This is a genomic window from Enterococcus mundtii (genome assembly GCF_002813755.1).
In the GTDB taxonomy this organism is placed as follows: domain Bacteria; phylum Bacillota; class Bacilli; order Lactobacillales; family Enterococcaceae; genus Enterococcus_B; species Enterococcus_B mundtii.
In genome coordinates this window covers 1,308,896-1,330,195 of the sequence record NZ_CP018061.1, presented here as the reverse complement: position 1 = coordinate 1,330,195, position 21,300 = coordinate 1,308,896, and the positions used below count along the sequence as shown (strand labels likewise).

The following is a 21,300-nucleotide window of genomic DNA, read 5'->3' as shown; positions in this document are numbered from 1 at the left end:
TCTTTCCTGAAAGAGAGCATTTAAAAATCTACGAGTGGGATGCATCCTTCTCCAATCGCTTTAATCGTGCGCGTGATTGTTACGGTGCCTATTTATGGAGTATTTACGATGAAAAAAAAAACGATTTACAGTAATCAGTGTATTTTTGAATCCTTAGTGATGAACCCGAATTTGAAAAAATGCTTTTTCTTCATTTATTTATATATGCCACTGAATGTCATATGATGACTTTCAGTGGCATATTATTGTATAGTTTGATCGATTATTCATAGTGAGTCCATGCAGAGTATATCTCAACAATTTTTTCTTTCTCATTTATTTTATACACCACTCCATGTTGGCGATTCAATCTTCTTGAATACCTTCCTTCATGAGTTGGCTTTAGCTTTTCAAATGCTTGTTTAGGGCAATAAGGATCAGTTTTTAACGTTTCGATAATAGCAAGAAATTGATTTTTTTAAATTAGAGCTCTTTAGCTTTTTTAAAATCTGTTTCAGCTGAGTTTTTAACCACTACCTTATAACTCCCCATCAAAGGTCATCCCAATCAATATCGTCTACATTTATAAATCTCGTATCGTCTTGTTCTCTTTTCTTTACGATGTCAAGTGTACCAATTTGTTCCAAAAATAGCGTTTCTTTGATTGCTCGCCAATCTTCTAAACCAATCAAGACCGCGTTATTCTCATTACGCTCACTAATAATCTCGATTTCTGTATGATTTTCATTCACTTCTTTTAACAATTGATAAAATTTTTTTCGTGCAGTACTCGGATTTAAAGTAGTATTAGACATTTTTTTCTCCTTTTTGCATTTATTACCTATATTTTGACGTACTCAATTAAGTAAATCAATTATAAAACTATTCTTATAGCAAGCAAAATAAATTCACATCACAAAAAGACTCTTCTAGAACTAAATACTTCTAGAAAAGCCTTTTAAAAAAACATCAACGATCATTCACTCAAAAATTGTTCAATCTTTTCACGGTTCATTTGTTTATCTAATACGAGGATACTACCCGCATAATCACTTTGACCATAGCTCCAAGTATTATCAGCTGGGACGCTTAACCGGTCGATTCCGCCAGCACCACGTAAGATAGAGAAACTGTTTCTGACTAAAAAAGTCATCGGTACATCGGTGGATGTATAACCGATTGCTTTTCCGGCAGCATATGGCGCGCGGATCAAGTTCAATGGATTTTTTAGTTGTCCAAAAATCGCATCCATTACTTGTTGCTGTCTGCGGACACGACCGAAGTCGCCTTCTTCATCCATACGGAAACGCGCATATTGCAACAGCACATGACCGTCCATACGTTGTTTGCCTTTAGCGATATCAACACCGTCTAGATTCAAGTCTTTTTCAGCATCGAGCGACACGCCGTTCATGAACATGGCATCGATCACTTTTTCAAATGATTTGAAATCGACTTTCATATAGTATTGACAGTTCAAGCCAAAGTTCTCTAACAAGGTCTGTCGAACTAATTCAGCGCCACCATAAGCATAAGCTGCATTGATTTTATTGTCTCCGACGCCAGGGATCGTCACGAAGCTATCCCGCATGAATGAGATCAATTTGGGTTTACGAGCTGGTCCATCTAATTGCAGAACCATGATCGTATCTGCTCGTCCCGCATCTTCACCCCTTGTATCACTGCCTAAAATCAAAATGTTGTGTGCGCCGCTTGTTGATTGGGTGCCATTGAATGTTTCTGAAGTCGCTGGTTCCAGTGACTGATCATTTTCAGCCACGAACTTGCCGACGAAAAATGAAATCAGTGAAAAGACAAACAAGACTAGTAAAATACCTAAAATGATTTTCCACCAAGACCGCTTTTTACGTGGACCTTTGGGCTGTTTCTTTTTAAAGAGTCCTTTTTTCTGGGGTGGTTGTTCTGAATGAACGTGTTCTTCGTAAGGCGTTGAGTATCGAGAATCACTTGGACGTTCTTCATAAGTTTGTTCGTAAGAAGGGATTGCTTCCTCTTCAGGCTCCGCTTGTTCCTTACTTGCGCGTCGCCAAGATAGCGGCGATGACTTTTCTTTGATTGGTTTTGCTTTTTTATGGATGTTCTGATAGCGATCCATCCGACTCATTTGATTTCCTCCCTTTGTTCAACTCAGTAAAATCATACGATACTTCTTAATGAAAAACAGTAAGATCGTTGTAAATTTAACTAAAAGCTAACGAATCCTTTGATATCACGCGTTTCATTCCTTTGAAACGAGTAAAGGTTGGATTTCCTCAATCGGCATGGTCTCGTCTGTCCAAAGCTCAAAGGCAATTGCTCCTTGGTACATCAGCATCCCTAGCCCATTTCGTGTGAGACAGCCGATTGCTTTGGCTTCTTTTAGAAAGCGTGTTTCTTTAGGGGAATAAATCAAATCAAAAACTGCGATTTTCTTATGGAGAAATTGAGGATCAATTGGCATCAACGCTTTTTTTGCGCCCATGCCCATATCGGTACCATTGATCAAAAGGTCCGCATCTTCTAGATCTTTTTTCAACTGTTCAGTATCTGCATAATCTTTGACGATGATAGGACAATTGGTTTGTTCCGCTACTCTCTCAAAATCCGCAACGACACTCGCAAAAGTAGCATTCTTCCTTTTATAGATGACGATTGCTTTTGCTTGATCTAATGCCGCTTGAACAACGATTGCTTTCGCTGCGCCACCTGCACCTAGCATGATTATTTTTTTGTTTTTGATTGAGACACCCGCTTCGTGTACTGAACGCATGAAGCCCATTCCATCCGTATTATAGCCGATCAAGCGGTTGTCTCGATGAACGATGGTATTCACAGCGCCTATCAACTGCGCTTCTTGACTTAATTCATCTAAATAAGGAATAACTGCTGTTTTGTTAGGCATGGAAAGATTGACACCCAACATGTTGAATGTACGAATGCTTTCAACCGCCTGCATAAGATTCGTCTGATCGACTGTGAATGCCAAGTAAACAGCATCGATCGAACGCGCTTGAAAGGCTGTATTATGCATCAATGGAGATAAACTATGGGTAACGGGAGATGCAAAAATCCCTGCTAATCTTGTTTTTCCTGAAATCATGTAACGCCTCCTATAATACGCTAAAAATGCCGCGTCCATTCGTAGAACCTACGAAGGAACAAGCGGCATCAATCATTTTTCTAATATGAATCGTATTGATTTTGATTGTTATTATACCTGCTATCACAAGTATAAATTGAAGGAAACAAACTTGTCAAACGGAGATAGCGTTCTCGAATGACTAATCGATGACTTCCTCGAAGAAGTGTAAGAGATCGTTCATGGATAATGCTTGTTTTTCTTCTTTCGCTAAGTCTTTGACGATCCGGCCTTTTTGTAAGACGATCAAGCGATTCCCATAGTTCAAAGCATCTTCCATACGGTGCGTGATCATCAAGCATGTTAACTTTTGCTCTGTGATGCGTTGGTTGGTCAATTCCATCAGCAGCTTGGCTGTCTTAGGATCTAGTGCTGCGGTATGCTCATCTAATAAAAGTAATTCTGGCGCTTTGATCGTTGCCATCAATAAACTTAACGCTTGTCGTTGCCCCCCTGACAATTCGCCAGCAGGTGTATCCAAATGTTGCTCTAATCCATTGCCTACTTCTTGGCATATTTTATAGAACGCTTCTTTTTGGGTTTTCAATTGACGCAAACGAAGCATCCGTTTCTCACCACGTTTTTGGGCTAACAATAGATTTTCTGCCACCGTCATTCGTGGTGCAGTCCCCATTTTTGGGTCTTGGAATACGCGTGATAGAAATAAAGCTCGTGCTTCTTCTGACAACTTAGTGATTGGCTGGTCTTTAAAATAAACCCCGCCTTGACTTAATTGCAATGTTCCGGCAATCGTATTGAACAAAGTACTTTTGCCCGCCCCATTACCGCCAAGAACAGTGATAAAATCTCCTTCATTGATGGTCAATTGGATATCATCCAATAATACTTTTTCTTCGTGCATCCCATTGTTGACTACTTTTCTACCATTTTTGATCGTTAAGATAGCTGTCATCGTTAGACCTCCTTTTCAAAGCCAGTTTTTAATTTCAATGCTTGTTTTACTTGTGGGATCATCAGGCAAGCCGCTAAGATGATCGCTGAGAATAATTTCAGATAAGTTGTATCAAAACCTAATTTGATAACAGCTAAAATCAATAATTGATAGATGATGCTTCCGACAACGATTGCTAATAAACGCTCGATCAGTGTCAACTCCTGGAAAATGACTTCCCCGATGATGATCGAAGCTAGTCCGATCACGATCACGCCGATTCCTTTGTTGACATCCGCATAGCCATCGTTTTGAGCGATCAATGCGCCTGATAAAGCAATCACTCCGTTAGATAAAGTCAAACCTAAGATTTTCATACGGTCGGTTTTGATTCCTAATGAACGTGCCATTGTCTCATTATCTCCAGTGGCAATATAGCCTTGCCCTAGATCTGTATTGAAGAAAAAGATCAACACGCTGATCAATAAGCCCAGCGATAATAATCCTAATAAGACAGTGTCAAAATAATTCGGTAAATGTAGTGCGTGGAACACATCTTGTAAGACTGGATGATTCAACAATGAAAGGTTGGGTGTGCGCATCACGAACAAGATGACTGAGTTTAAACCTGACATTACTAAGATACCGGCTAAGATGACTGGAATCTTTCCTTTTGTATAAAGTAAGCCTGTGACAAGGCCAGCTGCCATTCCGGCCAAAACACCTAGAATCGTTGCCAATAATGGACTAACGCCATGCGTGATTGCTGTTACACAGACAGCCCCACCAAGAGGGAATGAACCTTCTGTTGTCATATCAGGGAAATCTAAAATGCGGTAAGTCATAAAAATCCCTAAACCTAATATGGCCCATAACATACCTTGTGAAATTGCGGATACGATCATTGTTCTTCCTCCTTGATCTCTGTCAATACTTTTGCATCTTGTTTGATGGATTCAGGAATCGTGATTCCTAATAGTTCTGCTTGTTTTTCATTGACGATGATATCGCCTTTATCAAAGACATAGACAGGGGTTGTGGCTGGTTCTTTCCCATTTGCTAAAGCGGCTGCCATTTTACCTGTTTGTACACCTAATTCGTATTGATTGATTCCAATTGTCGCTAACCCACCTTGTTCGACCATCGTATCGACAGAAGGAATTACTGGGATATCTGCTTTATTTGCTTCTTTGATGACCGTTTGCATCGCGTTAGCAATCGTGTTATCTAAAGGAACATAGATAAAATCAACTGATTGGCTCATTACTTGGACGGTTTGCGCAATTTCATTCGTTGAAGGGACGGCATACTTCACTGGTGTTAGTCCTTTGGCTTTTGCCGCTTCTTCTGCTTGGCTGACTTGATAACGTGAATTGTCTTCTGATGATGCATAAAGAATCCCGACCGTTTTTGCTTTTGGTAATAGTTCTGTCGCTAATTGGATCTGCGCTTCCACAGGTGGTTGATCCGACACTCCTGTGATGTTGCCTCCTGGTGCTTCTAAACTTTGTACTAGTCCTGCCCCTACAGGATCAGTTACTGCGCCCAAGACAAGTGGGATATCCTTTGTAGTGTTTGCGATGGCTTGTGCTGCTGGTGTCGCAATACCTACGAGAACGTCTGGATTATTTTGAACCAATTGTTGACTCATAGTAGCTAACTTACTTTGGTCGGCTTGACCATTTTGGAAATTGATTTCTAGGTTTCGTCCTTCTTCCAAACCTGACTCTTTTAATCCATCTTTAATCCCCCGATAGATTTCATCTAACGCAGGGTGACTAACGAACTGTAAGACCCCAACAACTTTCTTATCATCTGTTCGATTTCCTTCAACAGGTGGCTGATCCTTGATCGTTTCGTAGATAAATGTACCGGTCAAATAGATAAGTATCAGTGCGATTACTGCGATCAATCGTTTATTTTTCATTTTTATTTCCCCTTTTTGTTATGTATTTTTTTTAAATAAATCGGCTACGTGTGTAACTTCGAGCGAATGAACAAAAAAAGACAATCACCGCTGGTACGGTCATTGTCTTTTACCAACAAAAAACCGCATAGAGCCATCTATGCGGTCATCAAATTCTTGTCCAGCATAGATACAAACTTTAGAATCGTACATTGTTGTACTCTAAAAAGTTGTATCTACGAAAAAGTTCGCCCTTGATACAACTTATCTACGCCAGTTACGCCAATTATTTTTATGTTCTGATAAAATTTGAATTGATAAGTTCATCTTGGACCATCCTTTCCTTTAAGTGTTATCCTAAGTCTAATCGAATTTTATTTATCCGTCAACTAATTTTTTATTTTTTTGACTTTTTGTTATTTATCACTAAGTATTCCGCTACACTTACTCCAAGGTACTCTCTGTTGTTTCTTCCGCTTGTTCGCCGTTTGCTAATTCTTTTTCAAGTTGTTTGATGTTGATCAATGGCAATCGATTCAATGCAGGAACCAAGGTTTTCTCAAGTTCTTCTTTATTTTGGTCAGAAAGGACTAAGCGATTTCTCTCTTTTCCGCCATCAAAGAAAATAATAGTGATTTTATCTTTTTCGATCCCATACCGTTGTTCTAATTCTGGGGTATCATAAATGAGTGGATAGAAGAAAATCTTTCGATTCAACTCACTACTTTGTTGCGGATCTTCAAATATATCCATCACTTGTTTGTAAAGCTCACCCTTTGGCAGACTAAACATGACTGAGATGGCTCGACTATCAGTAATCTCTTGATGCGCGGAAGAAAATGGCAAAGGCTGTAACTTTTCGGAATGGATCGAGGAATAAATCAATGAATCCACCTGTGCTTCTTTAATTTTACTTGGCAAAAAAAACATTGCAGCCGTCAACAAAAATGAACAGCTCAGAAGAAGACCGATCCGTCTGAAGTATTTTTGAGGATGTTGTTCAAAATCCTCTGATAAATTCGTGTAGCTCATTATGATTTTTTCCTTTATTTCTACCATCAATCGCTGCATCTTCTTTTCCCCCACCTGTCCTTTCTCTAATTATACCTAAAATCAAGCGAAAGAACGAAATAAAACACTAGTTTTTCATGTAAATTCTTTCGTTGTTCTCTCTTTTACAGAAGAAATCATCCGGTCCATTGGTCTTTCCTTTCTTTTTTCGTTATAATAAGTGTACTTATGAATAGAAATGAGGAATGAATCATGTCCTTTGATGGTGTATTTACCCATGCAATGATCCATGAATTGCGCGAAACACTATTATCTGGTCGGGTCTCAAAGATCCACCAACCGTATGAAAATGAAATCATTTTGGTGATTCGTTCTCGTGGAAAGAACCACCGATTGTTGTTATCTGCTCATCCAAGCTATGCCCGTGTCCAGATCACAGAGATCGATTATCAAAATCCAGAAAATCCGCCGAACTTCGTGATGATGTTGCGCAAACATTTAGATGGTGCGATTTTAGAAAATATCAAGCAAATCAAAAATGACCGAGTCATCCACTTCCATTTTTCAAAACGGGATGAACTAGGTGACTTACAAAATATTGTTTTGATCGTTGAATTGATGGGACGACACAGTACCATCGTTTTAGTGAACCAACAAACACAAAAGATTTTAGACGCCATCAAACATATCGGCAGCTCACAAAACACGTATCGTTCGTTACTCCCTGGTGTCGAATATGTCGCACCACCTGAACAAGCGGTACTTGATCCTTTTGAAGCAACAAAAGAACAAGTATTTGAACGTCTATCAAAAATCGAGCCAAATGCCAAAGCACTACAACAAGCCTTTCAAGGATTAGGCCACGACACTGCGTTAGAATTAGTCGAACGGATCAATCAGCGACCGAATGAAAAAATGGCTGTCTGGGAAGAATTCTTTACTGCAATCGATCAACCTACACCCACACACTATGAAGTGGGCACAAAAGAATACTTTACGCCGATTGCTTATCAAGAATTGGCGAAACAAGCCGATTCAGTGCAAGAATACGCAACTTTAAGCGCGTTATTAGATGCGTTTTACCAAGAAAAAGCGGAAAAAGATCGAGCGAAGCAACAAGGCGGCGAACTGATCCGTAAAATCGAAAATGAACTGAAACGTAATCGCAATAAATTGAAAAAGCGCGAGCAGACCTTGCTTGATTCAGAAAATGCGGAAGAATTTCGTCGTGATGGCGAACTATTGACGACTTTTATGACTCAAGTTCCTCGTGGTGCGACTGAAGTGACCTTAGCGAACTATTATGAAGAGAATCAACCAATCCGGATTGCTCTTGATCCCGCCTTAACACCTAATCAGAATGCGCAAAAGTACTTTCATCGCTACCAAAAACTTAAAAATGCGGTCAAATTGATCGGGAAACAAATCGAAGAAGCGAAAAGCGAGATCCAGTACCTTGAATCTGTCCTTTCGCAATTGGAGATTGCTGGACCGATGGATATCGAAGTGATCAAAGAAGAGCTATTAGCAGAGGGCTACTTGAAAAAGAAAACAAACAAAAAACAAAAGAAAGCAAAACCTTCTCAACCTGATCGCTACTTCTCTTCTGACGGCACTGAGATTTTAGTTGGTAAAAACAATCTGCAAAATGATCAATTAACCATGAAAACTGCAAGAAAAACGGATCACTGGTTGCACGCGCAAAACATTCCAGGGTCTCATGTGATCATCAAGAGTGATCAACCTTCTGATGAAACCATTACGGAAGCTGCGGAACTAGCTGCGTATTACTCAAAATATCGCCACTCTGCACAGGTGCCTGTGGATCTAGTGCAAGTCAAACATATCCGCAAACCGAATGGCGCAAAACCTGGATATGTGATTTACGAAAACCAAAAAACGATTATTGTAACACCAGAAGAAGAAAAAATCCAAGCAATGACAAAAGATTGATTTTGCTGAAAAAAACCGACGTCAAGAAGTCATGACTTCTGACGATCGGTTTTTTTGTGGTTCAAAATGCGAATGACAAATTAAATTCGATAGCCTGTCGCAATGATTTCTTTTGTGCCAGTCGTTCGATCGAAGGCTTCTAAGACAAATCCTGAACCATAATCGACACGATAGGTACCAGCACCAATTTTTTGTCCTGCCACATTTGCATCGACTTTCTTCCAGTTATTACGACTTTCTGTGATATAGCGATCCCAATAACTATCTGACAGCACTTGACGGTCGCCAACTACCGTTCCAAGTCCGTATGTATGGATACGCCCAGCAGAATCTTTTTTATACGGGATATCTGCTCGGATGCGTTCTTGTAAATCAACCGTTCCTGTTGCTTCACCCGTATAAAATACCCAATTGACTTCGACTGTATGTCCCGGTCGAACATTGATGGCTTGACCAGGAACAGTCCAGCCTTTTTGTGTTTCCCGAGTATGTGAAGTGGTTGTACTAAAATTGTAACTTAATTCAAGACCCATACTTGCCGAACCAAACATTGGTACGCTGATTTCAGTACTCGCTGATGTAGAAATACCTGCAGAATGTGTGGTTGATGTCGTAAGCGAATCTATATAAGTTTCGGTATAAGAAGGTGTGGTAAACGTTTGATCTTGATTTGTTTGATTATGAAAAACACTTGTATTCACAGTTTTTGACGTTTGTTTCGTTCCCATATCACTATTGACTCCTACTGAATAGGATTGACTGGACACATTTTTTGGATTGTATTCATTGCCAGTGAGTCTTTCATTCACACCAATATCTCCCCATTGATACATTTGGTAGGACAAAGCATAGGCCATCGTACTCATGCGATCGATCGTGCTTTGATTGACCGATTTCAAATACCCTTCTCCGATTTGTGGAAGCGAATCATCCGCACAAGCAACCGACTCCCCTTTAAATAGTCCTACACTCGTCGCTCCAACTACTCCTAACATTAATTTTATTACTTTTTTCATTTTGTTGATCCCCTTTATCATTATTGATAAACCAATGGTGAAATCGTTCCCAATCGATTTATTAATGACAGTATGAATCATTTTTTTAACTATGTAACATTATGTACTTTACTGCAACAATACAGTCAGACTTGAACGAACAAAAAATAAGCCTGAAATCAACATTCGCTGATTTCACGACTTATCTTTTGCTTCATCTTCTTTTCCAATGAAAGGATTGATTCGATTTTAAACGTTCACTTCATCTGTTTCATCACCTGTTGGATACTTGTGATAAACTTCTTGGCGATATCACTTAATGGCTGCTTTCCAGAATAAATGACATATAACTCATTCATCGGACTATCAGCTAATGGAATCAAGCGTAAATATTCTTTGATCTCCCCGATCACGATGCCAGAACCTGAAGCGTAAGCATCTGTTTCTAACACAATGTTCATCAATGTGCCACGATCACTCGTATAGATCACCGATTCTTGTTCAGGGATCTCAATTAGATCTTCATAAAAGTAAGGGAAATTATTGCCATCTTGTGTAAACCGAACTTGCGGAAATGCTGCTAGCTCTTCTACCTTTATTTCTTCTTGCTGGGCAAGTGGATGGCGCTGTCTAAGAAAGATATGGGTCTTAAATGTTCCTAAAGACTGCGCGATCAATTCCCCTTGTTCTAAGTAACGCTTGATTCCTGTGCGATTATGGTCATTCATATAAAGGATACCTAACTCGCTTTGCTGCTGTTGGACTTCTTCGATCACGTTTGCTGTCGTCGTTTCCATGATCCGAAACTGCTTCACTTCTGCTTTAAAGGTCTCGATCAGTTGCGCAGTCAATGGCCCTAAAAAATCATAGTGTTGTGAAGCAATCGAAAAGCTTTCTCGCTTTTCACTTTTCTGGTAATAGTTTTCCAAAGAATCTAATTGTACTAAAATCCGTTCCGCCCGTTTTAAAAAGGCTTGACCTTCTTCTGTTAGATAGGCACCTCGATTCGTGCGGGTAAATAAAGTGATACTTAATTCGTTTTCCAATTCTTTGATCGCTGCAGAAAGGCTTGGTTGAGAAACAAACAATTTTTTTGCTGCTTCTCGAAAACTTCCATTATTCGCTACCGCAGTGACATATTTCAATTGTTGGATGTTCATTTCGTCCCCTTGTAATAATAAATTTTTCGTTCCTTTACTGGTTGTAATGGACGATTATTTGGCTGCGCATATTGTCCTTTGAATGGGATCAGAAAATCACGATTCAATTGACCGACTTGATCCATGACGAACCATTGGATCGGTCCACTCGTTGGGGGAGTGGTCAATGAACCAACGTAATGATAATGACTTTTCTGCTCAGGGAAAAAGACAGAGGCATCGGTCCAATGTTCATGTGCATCAAGGTCCCATTTGTCGCCATTTTGGCGATCATATAACCAACCCTTATCATTTGATAGATGGTACATCGCACCAACCACTAAGTTTTCTTGTCGTTCGTTCGTATGGACAAAGTGAAACTCGATATCTTCTTGTTTCCCATTGATGACGTGTTCTGACGGCATGTGAAAATGGATGTCGGTCAAATAGTATGTCTCTTCATTGAAAAGAACGTAACTAATTTGATCGTATGGCACAAGATGGATCGTGTTCTTGAACTCCTTATCCGTGAAGCGTTGCTTCTGATAGTGAAAAGACAGTGTTTCTTTCGTGTCACTGCTTTTTTCACATGTAACTAGAGGAATGGGCGATTGCAACTCAAATTCGGCTCCTTTTGCAAACCAATCGCACAACTCTGCCCAATGTTCCGGTCCTCTTTCACCAGAATAACCCCACTCAACATCCATATTCTTCTTCAACTAAAATTCCTCCTGAATCAGTTACCTACAAGGCACTTCGACTATTCTTTTTCTTTTTTGACAATATTTGAAACAGCTGCTAAGAAATCCTCTTTTCCATAGAATTCTTGATTGAGCAACTCCGGAAAGATCTCCTTGAAAAAATATTGGACGGACGGTCGATGGTCAAAGCCTTTGATCGTTGTGACCGCCTCAATAAACATCTCTTTATAGACTTTTTCCGGATTATTTTTACTGATCTCATCAAATGATTCATACAACAAATCGATTTTATCTGATACAGCTAGCAATTCGCCTTCGACCGTATCGTCTTTTCCTTCGAACAAGCGGCGACGATAGACGTCTTGTAATGCTTCGGGAATTTCTTGATTGATAAACTCATCCGTCATTTTTTCTTCGACGGTCTGTAGCATCCCTCGCAATTCTTTACTTGCATATTTTACTGGAGTTTTGATGTCGCCGATAAAACGTTCCGTGTAATCATGGTTCAAAGCTTTTTCATACAAGAGTTTCCAATCGATTGGTTGCCCATGGAGTTCTTCAATATCACCTAAGACTTGCGCAATTGAAGCCACACGATAGGAATGAGCAGCAACAGTATGTTCAGTATGTTTGAAGAAACCTGGCGCCCGTGTGATTCTTTCTAAGTTATTTAGTCCTAAAATAAATTCATTCAATCCCATAAAGATTCCTCCTCCTTGAGATGACTTTTCCGATAATCTTATCATTAAATAACTTGAATTCGCAAATTTTCAGCTTATTATCTTTAGAGGTTTTCATTTATAAAAGATTAGTTTTTACTATGTACCGTCAGGATTTGGCTAGTTCACAAATAGAAAAAGGGCTGAAACAACAAATGTTTTCCCGCCCTTTTTTCAACTTAATCCGTTACCCAATTCTCAGGATCTTTTTTCCATTCTTTTAGTAAAGCTAATTCTGTTTCGTCGATGGTTTTGTTTTCTAAAGCAAATTCGATCAGCACAGAATAATTCGTCAAAGTAACCAATGGCAGACCCGCTGCTTCAAAGTTAGCTTTTCCTTTTGGCAACTCGTAAGTAAAGATAGCTGCAACACCTAAAACATCCGCCCCTTCTCGTTTTGCTGCTTCAGCGGCTTCTAGCACACTTCCACCTGTTGAGATCAAATCTTCAATGACCACCATTTTTTGTCCTTCGAAGATCCGTCCTTCGATTTGGTTCCCTTTGCCATGAGCTTTCGCTTTGCTGCGAATATAGACCATTGGTAAGTCTAAGATCTCAGCTACCCAAGCTGCATGAGGGATTCCTGCAGTTGCTGTTCCAGCAATCACTTCGACTTCTGGAAATTCTTGCTTGATTTTTTCAGCTAATCCTTGAGCGATTTCTTTTCTGACTTTTGGGTAACTCATCGTGATGCGATTGTCACAATAGATGGGGCTTTTGATGCCACTTGCCCAAGTAAATGGTTGATTGGGGCTTAAGAAAACAGCTTCGATTTCTAAAAGGTCTTTCGCAATAGTTTGTTCGATATTCATAGATCAACGACTCCATTCTGCTTTGATTGTTTGATAGGCTTGATAAGGATCTTCTGCTTGTGTGATCGGTCGTCCGACAACGATAAAGGTTGAGCCGATTTCTTTTGCGCGGGCTGGTGTCACGATTCTGGTTTGGTCACCAGCAACTGTTCCTTCTGGTCGGATGCCAGGGGTTAGACACGTAAATGTGTCACCTGTTTTTGCTTTGATCGATGCTACTTCAAGTGCTGAAGATACGACCCCATCTAAACCTGCTTCTTTTGCACAAGCTGCGTAGTGGATCACACTTTCTTCTAAGGGCACTTCGATCAGTTGATCATGGTGCATCTCTTCTTCGCTCGTTGAAGTCAGTTGCGTGATTGCTAAAAGTAAAGGTCGTTTCTTACCTTCGGGTGTGCCATCTGTCAAACCACGCATCGCCGCTTCCATCATACGGATACCGCCGGCAGCATGGACACAAGTGATGTCTACGCCTAATTTTGCTAAGCCACGCATCGCTTTTTCCACGGTATTCGGGATATCATGTAATTTCAAATCTAAGAAAACATCATGTCCCGCGTCTTTTAACCAACGAACGATGATTGGTCCTTCTTGATAAAAGAGCTCCATACCGATTTTAACGAATAACTTTTCGTCTTCTGGGAAACGTTGCATAAAGGTTTCTACTTCTTGCCAAGATGAAAAATCTAAAGCAATAATTGGTCGTTGATTCATTGATTTCTACCTTCTTTCACTTCTTTGATCAATTGCTCTAAAGACTCAATGCCTAACTCGCTCATTCTCGCTGGTAGGTCTGCAATCAGTTTTGGACAGATATAAGGGTCGGTAAAGTTGGCTGTCCCAACAGCAACTGCACTTGCACCTGCCATATACATCTCCAGTACATCATCAACGGTTTGCACACCGCCCATCCCAATGATCGGCAAGTTAGAGACACCTGCCACTTGATGGATCAAACGAATAGCCACCGGTTTGATCGCTGGCCCTGAGAGACCGCCTGTTTGATTGGCAAGAATCGGTTTTCTAGTTTTCAGATCGATACGCATCCCCAGCAAGGTATTGATCATCGTAAACCCATCGGCGCCGCCAGCTTCAATAGCCTGTGCCACTGGAACGATATCCGTAACATTAGGAGATAATTTGACATAGACAGGGACATTCGCCACTTTTTTCACCGCTTGTGTCAGTTGGAACGCCACATCTGGGTCAGTACCAAAAGCAATTCCGCCGTGTTTGACATTTGGACACGAGATATTAAGTTCGATGGCATGGACATTCGGTGCATCACCGATCTTGCCACAGACTTCAACATAGTCTTCTTCACACGCGCCAGCGACATTTGCTATGATCGGCAAATCTTTATAGGTGGCTAATTCAGGTAGCGATTTTTCCATGACCACTTCCATTCCAGGATTTTGCAATCCGATCGCGTTGAGCATACCAGAAGGTGTTTCTGCTACTCGCGGCGTGGGATTACCAAAGCGCGCTTTAGGTGTCGTCGCCTTGACCATAATCGCGCCAAGTTGGTTCAAATCGTAGTATTTGCCATATTCTTTGCCAAATCCAAAGCAACCACTTGCTGGCATGATCGGATTCTTCAAGTTTAGGCCTGGAAGTTTAACTGCTAAAGGGTTACTCATAAAATCACCTCTCCTGCTTGGAAAATCGGTCCTTCATCACAGACTTTCAAGCTTTTCGTTCCTGTTTCATCGTCTGGGACATGACAGACACATGCGTAACATGCACCGACACCACAGGCCATGCGAGACTCTAATGACAGTTGGACGTTAGGGTGACCGGCGAAAAGCTGTTCCACTGTCTTTAGTAATCCATTTGAACCGCATGCAAAAACAGCAGCAGGCTTATCTTTTGCCGCAAGCAATAGATTACCGACATTCCCATGCAGTCCATAAGTGCCGTCATCGGTTGCGATCCTTGTATCACCTAGTTTTAGAAATTCTTCTTCATAATACATTACTTCTTGTGAAGCAAAGCCTAGAAAGTGAATCGCTTTGACGCCTCGTTCCTTCAGCTGTTTCGATAGTTCGTATAAAGGAGGAACACCAATCCCTCCACCGACAATGAAGACCTCATCTTCTTTTGTTAATCCTGAAAGATCGAAGCCATTCCCTAAAGGTCCTAAGACGTCTAAAGAATCACCAGCAGTCAATTCTGCGAAATGCTTTGTTCCGTCTCCTTCTACACGGTAGATGATACGACAAGTTTTTTGTGATTGATCGATCTGGTTGATACTGATTGGTCGGCGCAACAACAAATCTGCTCGGGGTACGCGAATATGAAGGAATTGTCCAGGGCGTGTCATTTCTTGGACTAATTCCCCAGTCAGTGTCATTTCATAGATTCGTGGTGCTAGTTGCCGTTGGTGAACGATTTTCATTACTTCTTGTTTCATCTCTACACTCCTATGTTTTGGGACTTTTTCGCTAGACTGCTTTGCTTTTTTCATTTTTTAAATAGGAGGGCAATTGCCCTCCATGATTAGATTGCTTGTGTTGAAAATGCTCGGGATTCCATCACGCGGACGATCGCATCCGCGGTATCAAGGGAGGTAAACAATGGCGTGCCATGCTCTACTGCTTCACGTCGAATGATAAAACCATCTTTTGACGCATTCCCACGATCTTTATCAATGGTATTGACGACCACTTGTGCTTTGCCAGCACGAATCAGGTCAACGACATTTTTCTCTTTTGTTTCTTCAGAAATTTTAGCCACTGGGGTCACCACAAGTCCGTGTTGTTCAAAGAACGCTGCAGTATTTTTCGTTGCCAATAAGCTATAGCCGATTTCTGCAAAGCGTTTTGCTAGACCTAAAGCTTCTTCTTTCGTTTCATCGGCGATCGTAAACAAGACAGCCCCATAATCAGGCAAGCGTAAACCAGATGCTTCGAACGCTTTATACAGCGCTTTGTCTAAGTTTTGATCCGAACCCATGACTTCACCTGTCGATTTCATCTCTGGTCCTAAATAAGTGTCCACTTTATGCAACTTCGTAAATGAGAAGACTGGCGCTTTGACATGGACGTTGGCAGTTTCAGGGTACAAGCCATCTTCATAGCCTAAGTCTTTCAATTTTTCTCCTAAGATGGCTTTTGTCGCGATCTGTGCCATCGGGATATTCGTCACTTTGCTCAAGAAAGGAACCGTTCGACTCGCACGTGGGTTCACTTCGATAACATATACTTGGTTGTCGTGGATCACGAATTGGATGTTCATCATCCCGATACAATTCAACCCTCGTGCTAAACGGATCGTGTAATCTTCGATTGTTTGCTTGATTTCCTCTGACAGCGCTTGTGGTGGATAAACCGCCATCGAATCGCCTGAATGGACACCTGCACGTTCAATGTGTTCCATGATTCCTGGGATCAAGACGGTTTCACCATCACAGATCGCATCGACTTCGCACTCACTACCGATCAAGTAACGGTCGACTAAGACTGGATGTTCTGGTGAAGCTTTCACCGCATGTTCCATATAATCTTCTAAGTCACGTTGATTCTCGACGATCTCCATTGCCCGACCTCCCAAGACATAGCTTGGACGAACGAGCACTGGATAACCGATTTTGTTTGCGACTGCCACAGCTTCTTCTTTACTTGTCGCAGTATCTCCTAGCGGCTGAGGCACCCCTAATTCTTGTAACGCTTGTTCGAATAGATCACGGTTCTCCGCACGATCAAGGTCTTCGATCGTTGTTCCTAGGATTTTTACACCTGCTTTTGCTAATGGTTCAGCTAGATTGATCGCTGTTTGTCCTCCAAATTGGACGATGACACCGATTGGTTGTTCCAACTCGATGACATTCATCACATCTTCAAAAGTCAAAGGCTCAAAGTAAAGTTTATCAGAAATCGAGAAATCTGTCGAAACGGTTTCAGGATTACTATTCATGATGATTGCTTCATAGCCTGCTTGTTGAATGGCTTTCACTGAATGAACTGTCGCATAGTCAAATTCTACCCCTTGTCCGATACGGATCGGTCCAGAACCAAGTACTAGAACAGACGGTTTTTCTGAACGATGGCTTTCATTTTCGATTTCATACGTACTATAGAAGTAAGGTGTGTGGGATTCAAATTCGGCAGCACACGTATCGACCATTTTGTAAACAGGCTGAATGTTCTTTTCTGTACGTAATTGGCGAATCGCTTCCGTCGTCGTTTTCCACAATTCCGCAATTTTTCGATCTGTGAAGCCATTTTGTTTCACAGTAAGAAGTAGATCCAACTGATTCGGTTGTTCCGAAAGCTCGGCTTCTAATTCAACGATGTGCAACAATTTATCCAAGAAGAATAAATCGATTTTCGTCAAGTCTGCCAACTCTTGGATCGGATAGCCACGACGGATTGCTTCGGCTAAGTAGAATAAACGATCATCTTGTGCCCGAACGATTTTCTCCATCAAACGTTCTTCACTGACTGTCTTCAGTTCAGGCAATTCAAGGTGGTGTGCCCCGATTTCTAATGAACGAACCGCTTTTAATAAAGATTCTTCGATGTTACGACCAATCGCCATCACTTCGCCGGTTGCTTTCATTTGCGTGCCTAAGACACGTTCACCGTTTTCGAATTTGTCGAAAGGCCAACGTGGAATCTTGGCTACTACATAGTCCAATGCGGGTTCAAATTCAGCAAAAGTCGTTCCTGTTACTGGATTTTTCATTTCATCCAAGGTCAAGCCTAACGCGATTTTAGCTGCTAATTTTGCGATCGGATAGCCGGTCGCTTTACTTGCTAAAGCAGAGGAGCGTGAAACACGAGGGTTCACTTCGATGACATAGTAGTTGAAACTATGAGGATCTAATGCTAACTGAACGTTACAGCCACCTTCGATTTTCAATGCACGGATAATCGATAGTGATGCATCTCTTAACATTTGATATTCATGGTCTGCTAATGTTTGACTTGGTGCAAAGACGATCGAATCCCCTGTATGGATACCGACTGGATCGAAATTTTCCATGTTGCAGACGACGATGGCATTATCGGCAGAGTCGCGCATCACTTCATATTCGATTTCTTTGAAGCCTGCAATACTACGTTCAATCAAACATTGTGTGACAGGCGACAAGCTCAAGCCATTTTCCGCGATTTGGCGTAGTTCGGCTTCATTCTCACACATACCACCACCAGTCCCCCCTAATGTGAAGGCTGGTCGAACGATGATCGGATAACCGATTTTATTGGCAAAGGCAACTGCTTCTTCCACCGTTGTCACGATTTCTGATTCTGGGATCGGTTGATTTAATTCTTCCATCAACTTTTTGAACAAGTCACGATCTTCTGCTTGGTCGATCGCACTTAATTTTGTCCCTAATAATTCGATGCCTAATTCGTCCAAGATTCCTGATTCAGCTAATTCCATCGCCATATTCAAACCTGTTTGCCCACCTAATGTCGGTAAGATCGCATCAGGACGTTCTTTTCGCAAAATTCGTGAGACAAATTCTAATGTGATTGGTTCTAGGTAGACTTGATCGGCGATTTCTTTATCGGTCATGATCGTTGCTGGATTGGAGTTGACTAAGACGACTTCGTAGCCTTCTTCTTTTAAAGCAAGACAAGCCTGTGTGCCTGCATAGTCAAACTCAGCGGCTTGACCAATGATGATCGGACCAGAACCGATCACCATGATTTTATTGATATCTGTGCGTTTTGGCATTAGAATTGCTCCTTTCCAGCGTCCATCATTTCCATAAATTCATCAAATAAATGTAGTGCATCATGTGGGCCAGGTGCTGCATCTGGATGGAATTGCACACTGAAGGCAGGATAGCGACGGTGACGGACACCTTCGACTGTGCCATCATTGACTTCCACATGAGTGACAAGTAATTGTTCCGGATCGATCGTTTGTTCATCTACCGCATAGCCATGGTTTTGTGACGTAAAATCGATTCTTCCTGTTGCAACTTCACGAACAGGATGATTCAGTCCACGGTGACCAAATTTCATCTTGTACGTATCTGCACCATTTGCTAGTGCAAAAAGTTGATGCCCCAAGCAGATGCCGAAAATCGGGATCTTGCCTTGGATTTGTTTGATCATCTCGATCGCTTCTGGTACATCTTTCGGATCCCCTGGTCCATTCGTCAACATCACGCCGTCTGGCGATAAGGAAAGGATCGTTTCCGCATCCGTATTGTACGGTAAGACGGTTAAATTACAGTCACGCTTACTCAATTCACGTAAGATGCTATGTTTCAATCCAAAATCAATGACTGCCACATTTCTTCCTGTTCCTGGGCTAGGATAAGGTTTATTGGTTGAAACTTGTTGGACTTGGTTCGTTGCCAAAACGGTTGCTTTTAGTTGGTCAAACGCATGTTCAAATGTGTCGCCTGCATCCACGATACTGGCTTTCATCGTCCCAACTTCACGGATCTTTCGTGTCAACGCCCGTGTATCGATGCCAGAGATACCAGGGATTCCCTTTTGTTTCAAGAACTCGTCTAATGTCATTTGGTTACGCCAATTTGACGCAACACGTGCATGCTCTTTGACCACTACACCTTTACACGTTGGTGCAATCGATTCATAATCATCACGGTTGACGCCATAATTCCCTACCATCGGGTACGTAAATGTAATGATCTGTCCATTAAAACTTTGGTCTGTGATCGTTTCTTGATATCCTGTCATACTTGTCGTAAAGACGATTTCTCCAAACACATTGGCTGTCGCGCCAAATGATTTCCCTTTAAATACTGTGCCATCTTCTAAAATCAGCAACCGTTCCATCCAATTATTCCCCCTTATGCCAAACAAGTTTTCCGTTGACAAATGTCATCAATGTTTCCCCTTTGATTTCCCAACCGACGAAAGGTGTGTTCTCGCCTTTTGATAAGAAATCTTTTTTATCGATTACTGCAGCATGCGCAATATCGTAAACTGCCAAGTCTGCTGGTGCGCCGATCGTCAAGGTGCCAGCTTTCAAACCAAAAATGGCTGCTGGTTTGACTGCCATCCAGTCAATCACTTGCTCTAGTGTGAATTTTCCGGTTTCAACAAAATGTGTATACACGAGTTGGAAGGCAGTTTCACTTCCAACGATACCGAAAGGTGATTGCAAGAAACTTTGACTTTTTTCTTCTAATCCGTGAGGGGCATGGTCGGTGGCAATACAATCGATCGTGCCATCAAGCAAGCCTTCGATCAATGCCTCGCGATCGGCTTTGCCTCTCAATGGTGGATTCATTTTCCAAAAACCAAAATCTTCTGGGATATCTTCATCGATCAAGATCAGATGATGTGGTGAAACCTCTGCAGTCACGTGGATCCCGGCCTTTTTCGCATCGCGGATCACTCGCACACTTTCTTTTGTTGAAACATGGCAGACATGATAGTGAACGCCTGTTGCTTCCGCTAATAGGAGATCACGAGCAATTTGAGAAGACTCAGTCACACTCAAAATACCTGGCAACCCTAGCTCTTCTGCTTTTTCCCCTGCGTGCATCACACCGCCAAATAATAATGATTCATCTTCTGTGTGAGCAACGAGTGCTTTATTGTTTTTTGCGGCTTCTTTCATCGCTAAGTACATCGTGCCTGCTGTTTGCACGCCGACACCATCATTGGTAAAAGCAAATGCGCCTTCATTGATCAATGCTTCTTGATCGACCAGTTCTTCACTTCGAAGATTCTCAGTGATCGGTGCATACTGTAATACTTTGACGACCGCATCACGTTTAATGATGTCATAGACTTGTTTTAATTTTTCCGCTGTATCAGGTACTGGGTCAAGATTTGGCATCGCACAAACAGTGGTGAATCCCCCTCGAGCAGCTGCTTTCGTGCCAGCTTCGATCGTTTCCTTGTAAGTAAAGCCCGGCTCTCTCAAATGGACATGGACATCCACTAATCCAGGTGTGATCAACTGCCCTTGTGCATCAAACACTTCATCAAATTCAGCCTCAGGAAAGCCTGTACCGATTGCTTTGATCTTTCCTTCTTCGATCCAAATTTCTGCTGGAGTTGTTTCATTTCTTTTTGTATTGATTTGACCGTTTTTAATGAGTGTTTTCATGTTTC

Annotated in this window: 19 protein-coding genes and 1 pseudogene; 1 reads left to right on the top strand and 19 read right to left on the bottom strand. The window is 41.5% G+C overall.

Features of this window, described 5'->3' with window-relative positions; all coding sequences use genetic code 11:
• Positions 1 to 262: 262 nt before the first annotated feature.
• The 8 genes and pseudogenes from EM4838_RS06430 to EM4838_RS06395 form a co-directional block, all read right to left on the bottom strand.
• A pseudogene (locus EM4838_RS06430) lies at positions 263 to 531 on the bottom strand (Txe/YoeB family addiction module toxin).
• Positions 531 to 794 (bottom strand): type II toxin-antitoxin system Phd/YefM family antitoxin, encoded by a 264-nt coding sequence (locus tag EM4838_RS06425; protein WP_071867277.1) that lies wholly within the window; start codon positions 792 to 794, stop codon positions 531 to 533. Before EM4838_RS06425 ends, EM4838_RS06430 begins: the two are co-directional and overlap by 1 nt.
• A 161-nt stretch (positions 795 to 955) precedes the next feature.
• Complete coding sequence (locus EM4838_RS06420) at positions 956 to 2,104, bottom strand: LCP family protein (protein ID WP_071867276.1); 1,149 nt, start codon at positions 2,102 to 2,104, stop codon at positions 956 to 958.
• 114 nt (positions 2,105 to 2,218) lie between these two features.
• Positions 2,219 to 3,079 (bottom strand): shikimate dehydrogenase, encoded by an 861-nt coding sequence (gene aroE / locus EM4838_RS06415; RefSeq protein ID WP_071867275.1) that lies wholly within the window; start codon positions 3,077 to 3,079, stop codon positions 2,219 to 2,221.
• 181 nt (positions 3,080 to 3,260) lie between these two features.
• Complete coding sequence (locus tag EM4838_RS06410; protein ID WP_071867274.1) at positions 3,261 to 4,031, bottom strand: ABC transporter ATP-binding protein; 771 nt, start codon at positions 4,029 to 4,031, stop codon at positions 3,261 to 3,263.
• Between the two features lie 2 nt (positions 4,032 to 4,033).
• The gene (locus EM4838_RS06405) at positions 4,034 to 4,915 is read right to left on the bottom strand and encodes an ABC transporter permease (RefSeq protein WP_019722826.1); all 882 of its coding nucleotides are present in this window, start codon (positions 4,913 to 4,915) and stop codon (positions 4,034 to 4,036) included.
• Complete coding sequence (gene trpX / locus EM4838_RS06400; protein WP_071867273.1) at positions 4,912 to 5,937, bottom strand: tryptophan ABC transporter substrate-binding protein; 1,026 nt, start codon at positions 5,935 to 5,937, stop codon at positions 4,912 to 4,914. Before trpX ends, EM4838_RS06405 begins: the two co-directional genes overlap by 4 nt.
• Before the next feature lie 423 nt (positions 5,938 to 6,360).
• Positions 6,361 to 6,987: a hypothetical protein gene (locus EM4838_RS06395; protein WP_071867272.1), complete on the bottom strand. Its 627-nt coding sequence runs from the start codon at positions 6,985 to 6,987 to the stop codon at positions 6,361 to 6,363.
• Between the two features lie 192 nt (positions 6,988 to 7,179).
• Between EM4838_RS06395 and efbA the strand changes: the two genes are divergently transcribed.
• Positions 7,180 to 8,880: a fibronectin-binding protein EfbA gene (gene efbA / locus EM4838_RS06390; protein WP_071867271.1), complete on the top strand. Its 1,701-nt coding sequence runs from the start codon at positions 7,180 to 7,182 to the stop codon at positions 8,878 to 8,880.
• Positions 8,881 to 8,960: 80 nt separating this feature from the next.
• Here the strand turns inward: efbA and EM4838_RS06385 are convergent, their stop codons facing one another.
• From EM4838_RS06385 to EM4838_RS06335, 11 genes are all read right to left on the bottom strand, one after another.
• On the bottom strand, positions 8,961 to 9,896 hold the full coding sequence (locus EM4838_RS06385) for an ETX/MTX2 family pore-forming toxin (protein ID WP_071867270.1): 936 nt from the start codon (positions 9,894 to 9,896) through the stop codon (positions 8,961 to 8,963).
• Between the two features lie 236 nt (positions 9,897 to 10,132).
• Positions 10,133 to 11,035 (bottom strand): LysR family transcriptional regulator, encoded by a 903-nt coding sequence (locus tag EM4838_RS06380; protein WP_071867269.1) that lies wholly within the window; start codon positions 11,033 to 11,035, stop codon positions 10,133 to 10,135.
• A complete protein-coding gene (locus EM4838_RS06375; protein ID WP_071867268.1) occupies positions 11,032 to 11,733 on the bottom strand; it encodes a carbonic anhydrase family protein in 702 nt (233 codons plus the stop codon). Before EM4838_RS06375 ends, EM4838_RS06380 begins: the two co-directional genes overlap by 4 nt.
• A 41-nt stretch (positions 11,734 to 11,774) precedes the next feature.
• Entirely contained in the window at positions 11,775 to 12,416 is a 642-nt protein-coding gene (locus EM4838_RS06370) for a YfbR-like 5'-deoxynucleotidase (RefSeq protein ID WP_019722833.1), read from the bottom strand.
• A gap of 197 nt (positions 12,417 to 12,613) precedes the next feature.
• A complete protein-coding gene (pyrE, locus tag EM4838_RS06365) occupies positions 12,614 to 13,246 on the bottom strand; it encodes an orotate phosphoribosyltransferase (RefSeq protein ID WP_010735509.1) in 633 nt (210 codons plus the stop codon).
• A gap of 3 nt (positions 13,247 to 13,249) precedes the next feature.
• Complete coding sequence (pyrF, locus tag EM4838_RS06360) at positions 13,250 to 13,960, bottom strand: orotidine-5'-phosphate decarboxylase (protein WP_071867267.1); 711 nt, start codon at positions 13,958 to 13,960, stop codon at positions 13,250 to 13,252.
• Positions 13,957 to 14,886 (bottom strand): dihydroorotate dehydrogenase, encoded by a 930-nt coding sequence (locus EM4838_RS06355; protein ID WP_065095779.1) that lies wholly within the window; start codon positions 14,884 to 14,886, stop codon positions 13,957 to 13,959. The genes pyrF and EM4838_RS06355 overlap by 4 nt, the downstream gene beginning before the upstream one ends.
• Positions 14,883 to 15,659, bottom strand: a complete 777-nt coding sequence (locus EM4838_RS06350; RefSeq protein WP_071867281.1) for a dihydroorotate dehydrogenase electron transfer subunit — start codon at positions 15,657 to 15,659, stop codon at positions 14,883 to 14,885. Before EM4838_RS06350 ends, EM4838_RS06355 begins: the two co-directional genes overlap by 4 nt.
• A gap of 86 nt (positions 15,660 to 15,745) precedes the next feature.
• Positions 15,746 to 18,931, bottom strand: coding sequence for a carbamoyl-phosphate synthase large subunit (gene carB, locus EM4838_RS06345; protein WP_071867266.1), 3,186 nt, complete (start codon positions 18,929 to 18,931; stop codon positions 15,746 to 15,748).
• Entirely contained in the window at positions 18,931 to 20,010 is a 1,080-nt protein-coding gene (locus tag EM4838_RS06340; protein ID WP_071867265.1) for a carbamoyl phosphate synthase small subunit, read from the bottom strand. Before EM4838_RS06340 ends, carB begins: the two co-directional genes overlap by 1 nt.
• A gap of 4 nt (positions 20,011 to 20,014) precedes the next feature.
• A complete protein-coding gene (locus tag EM4838_RS06335) occupies positions 20,015 to 21,295 on the bottom strand; it encodes a dihydroorotase (protein ID WP_071867264.1) in 1,281 nt (426 codons plus the stop codon).
• Positions 21,296 to 21,300: the final 5 nt, after the last annotated feature.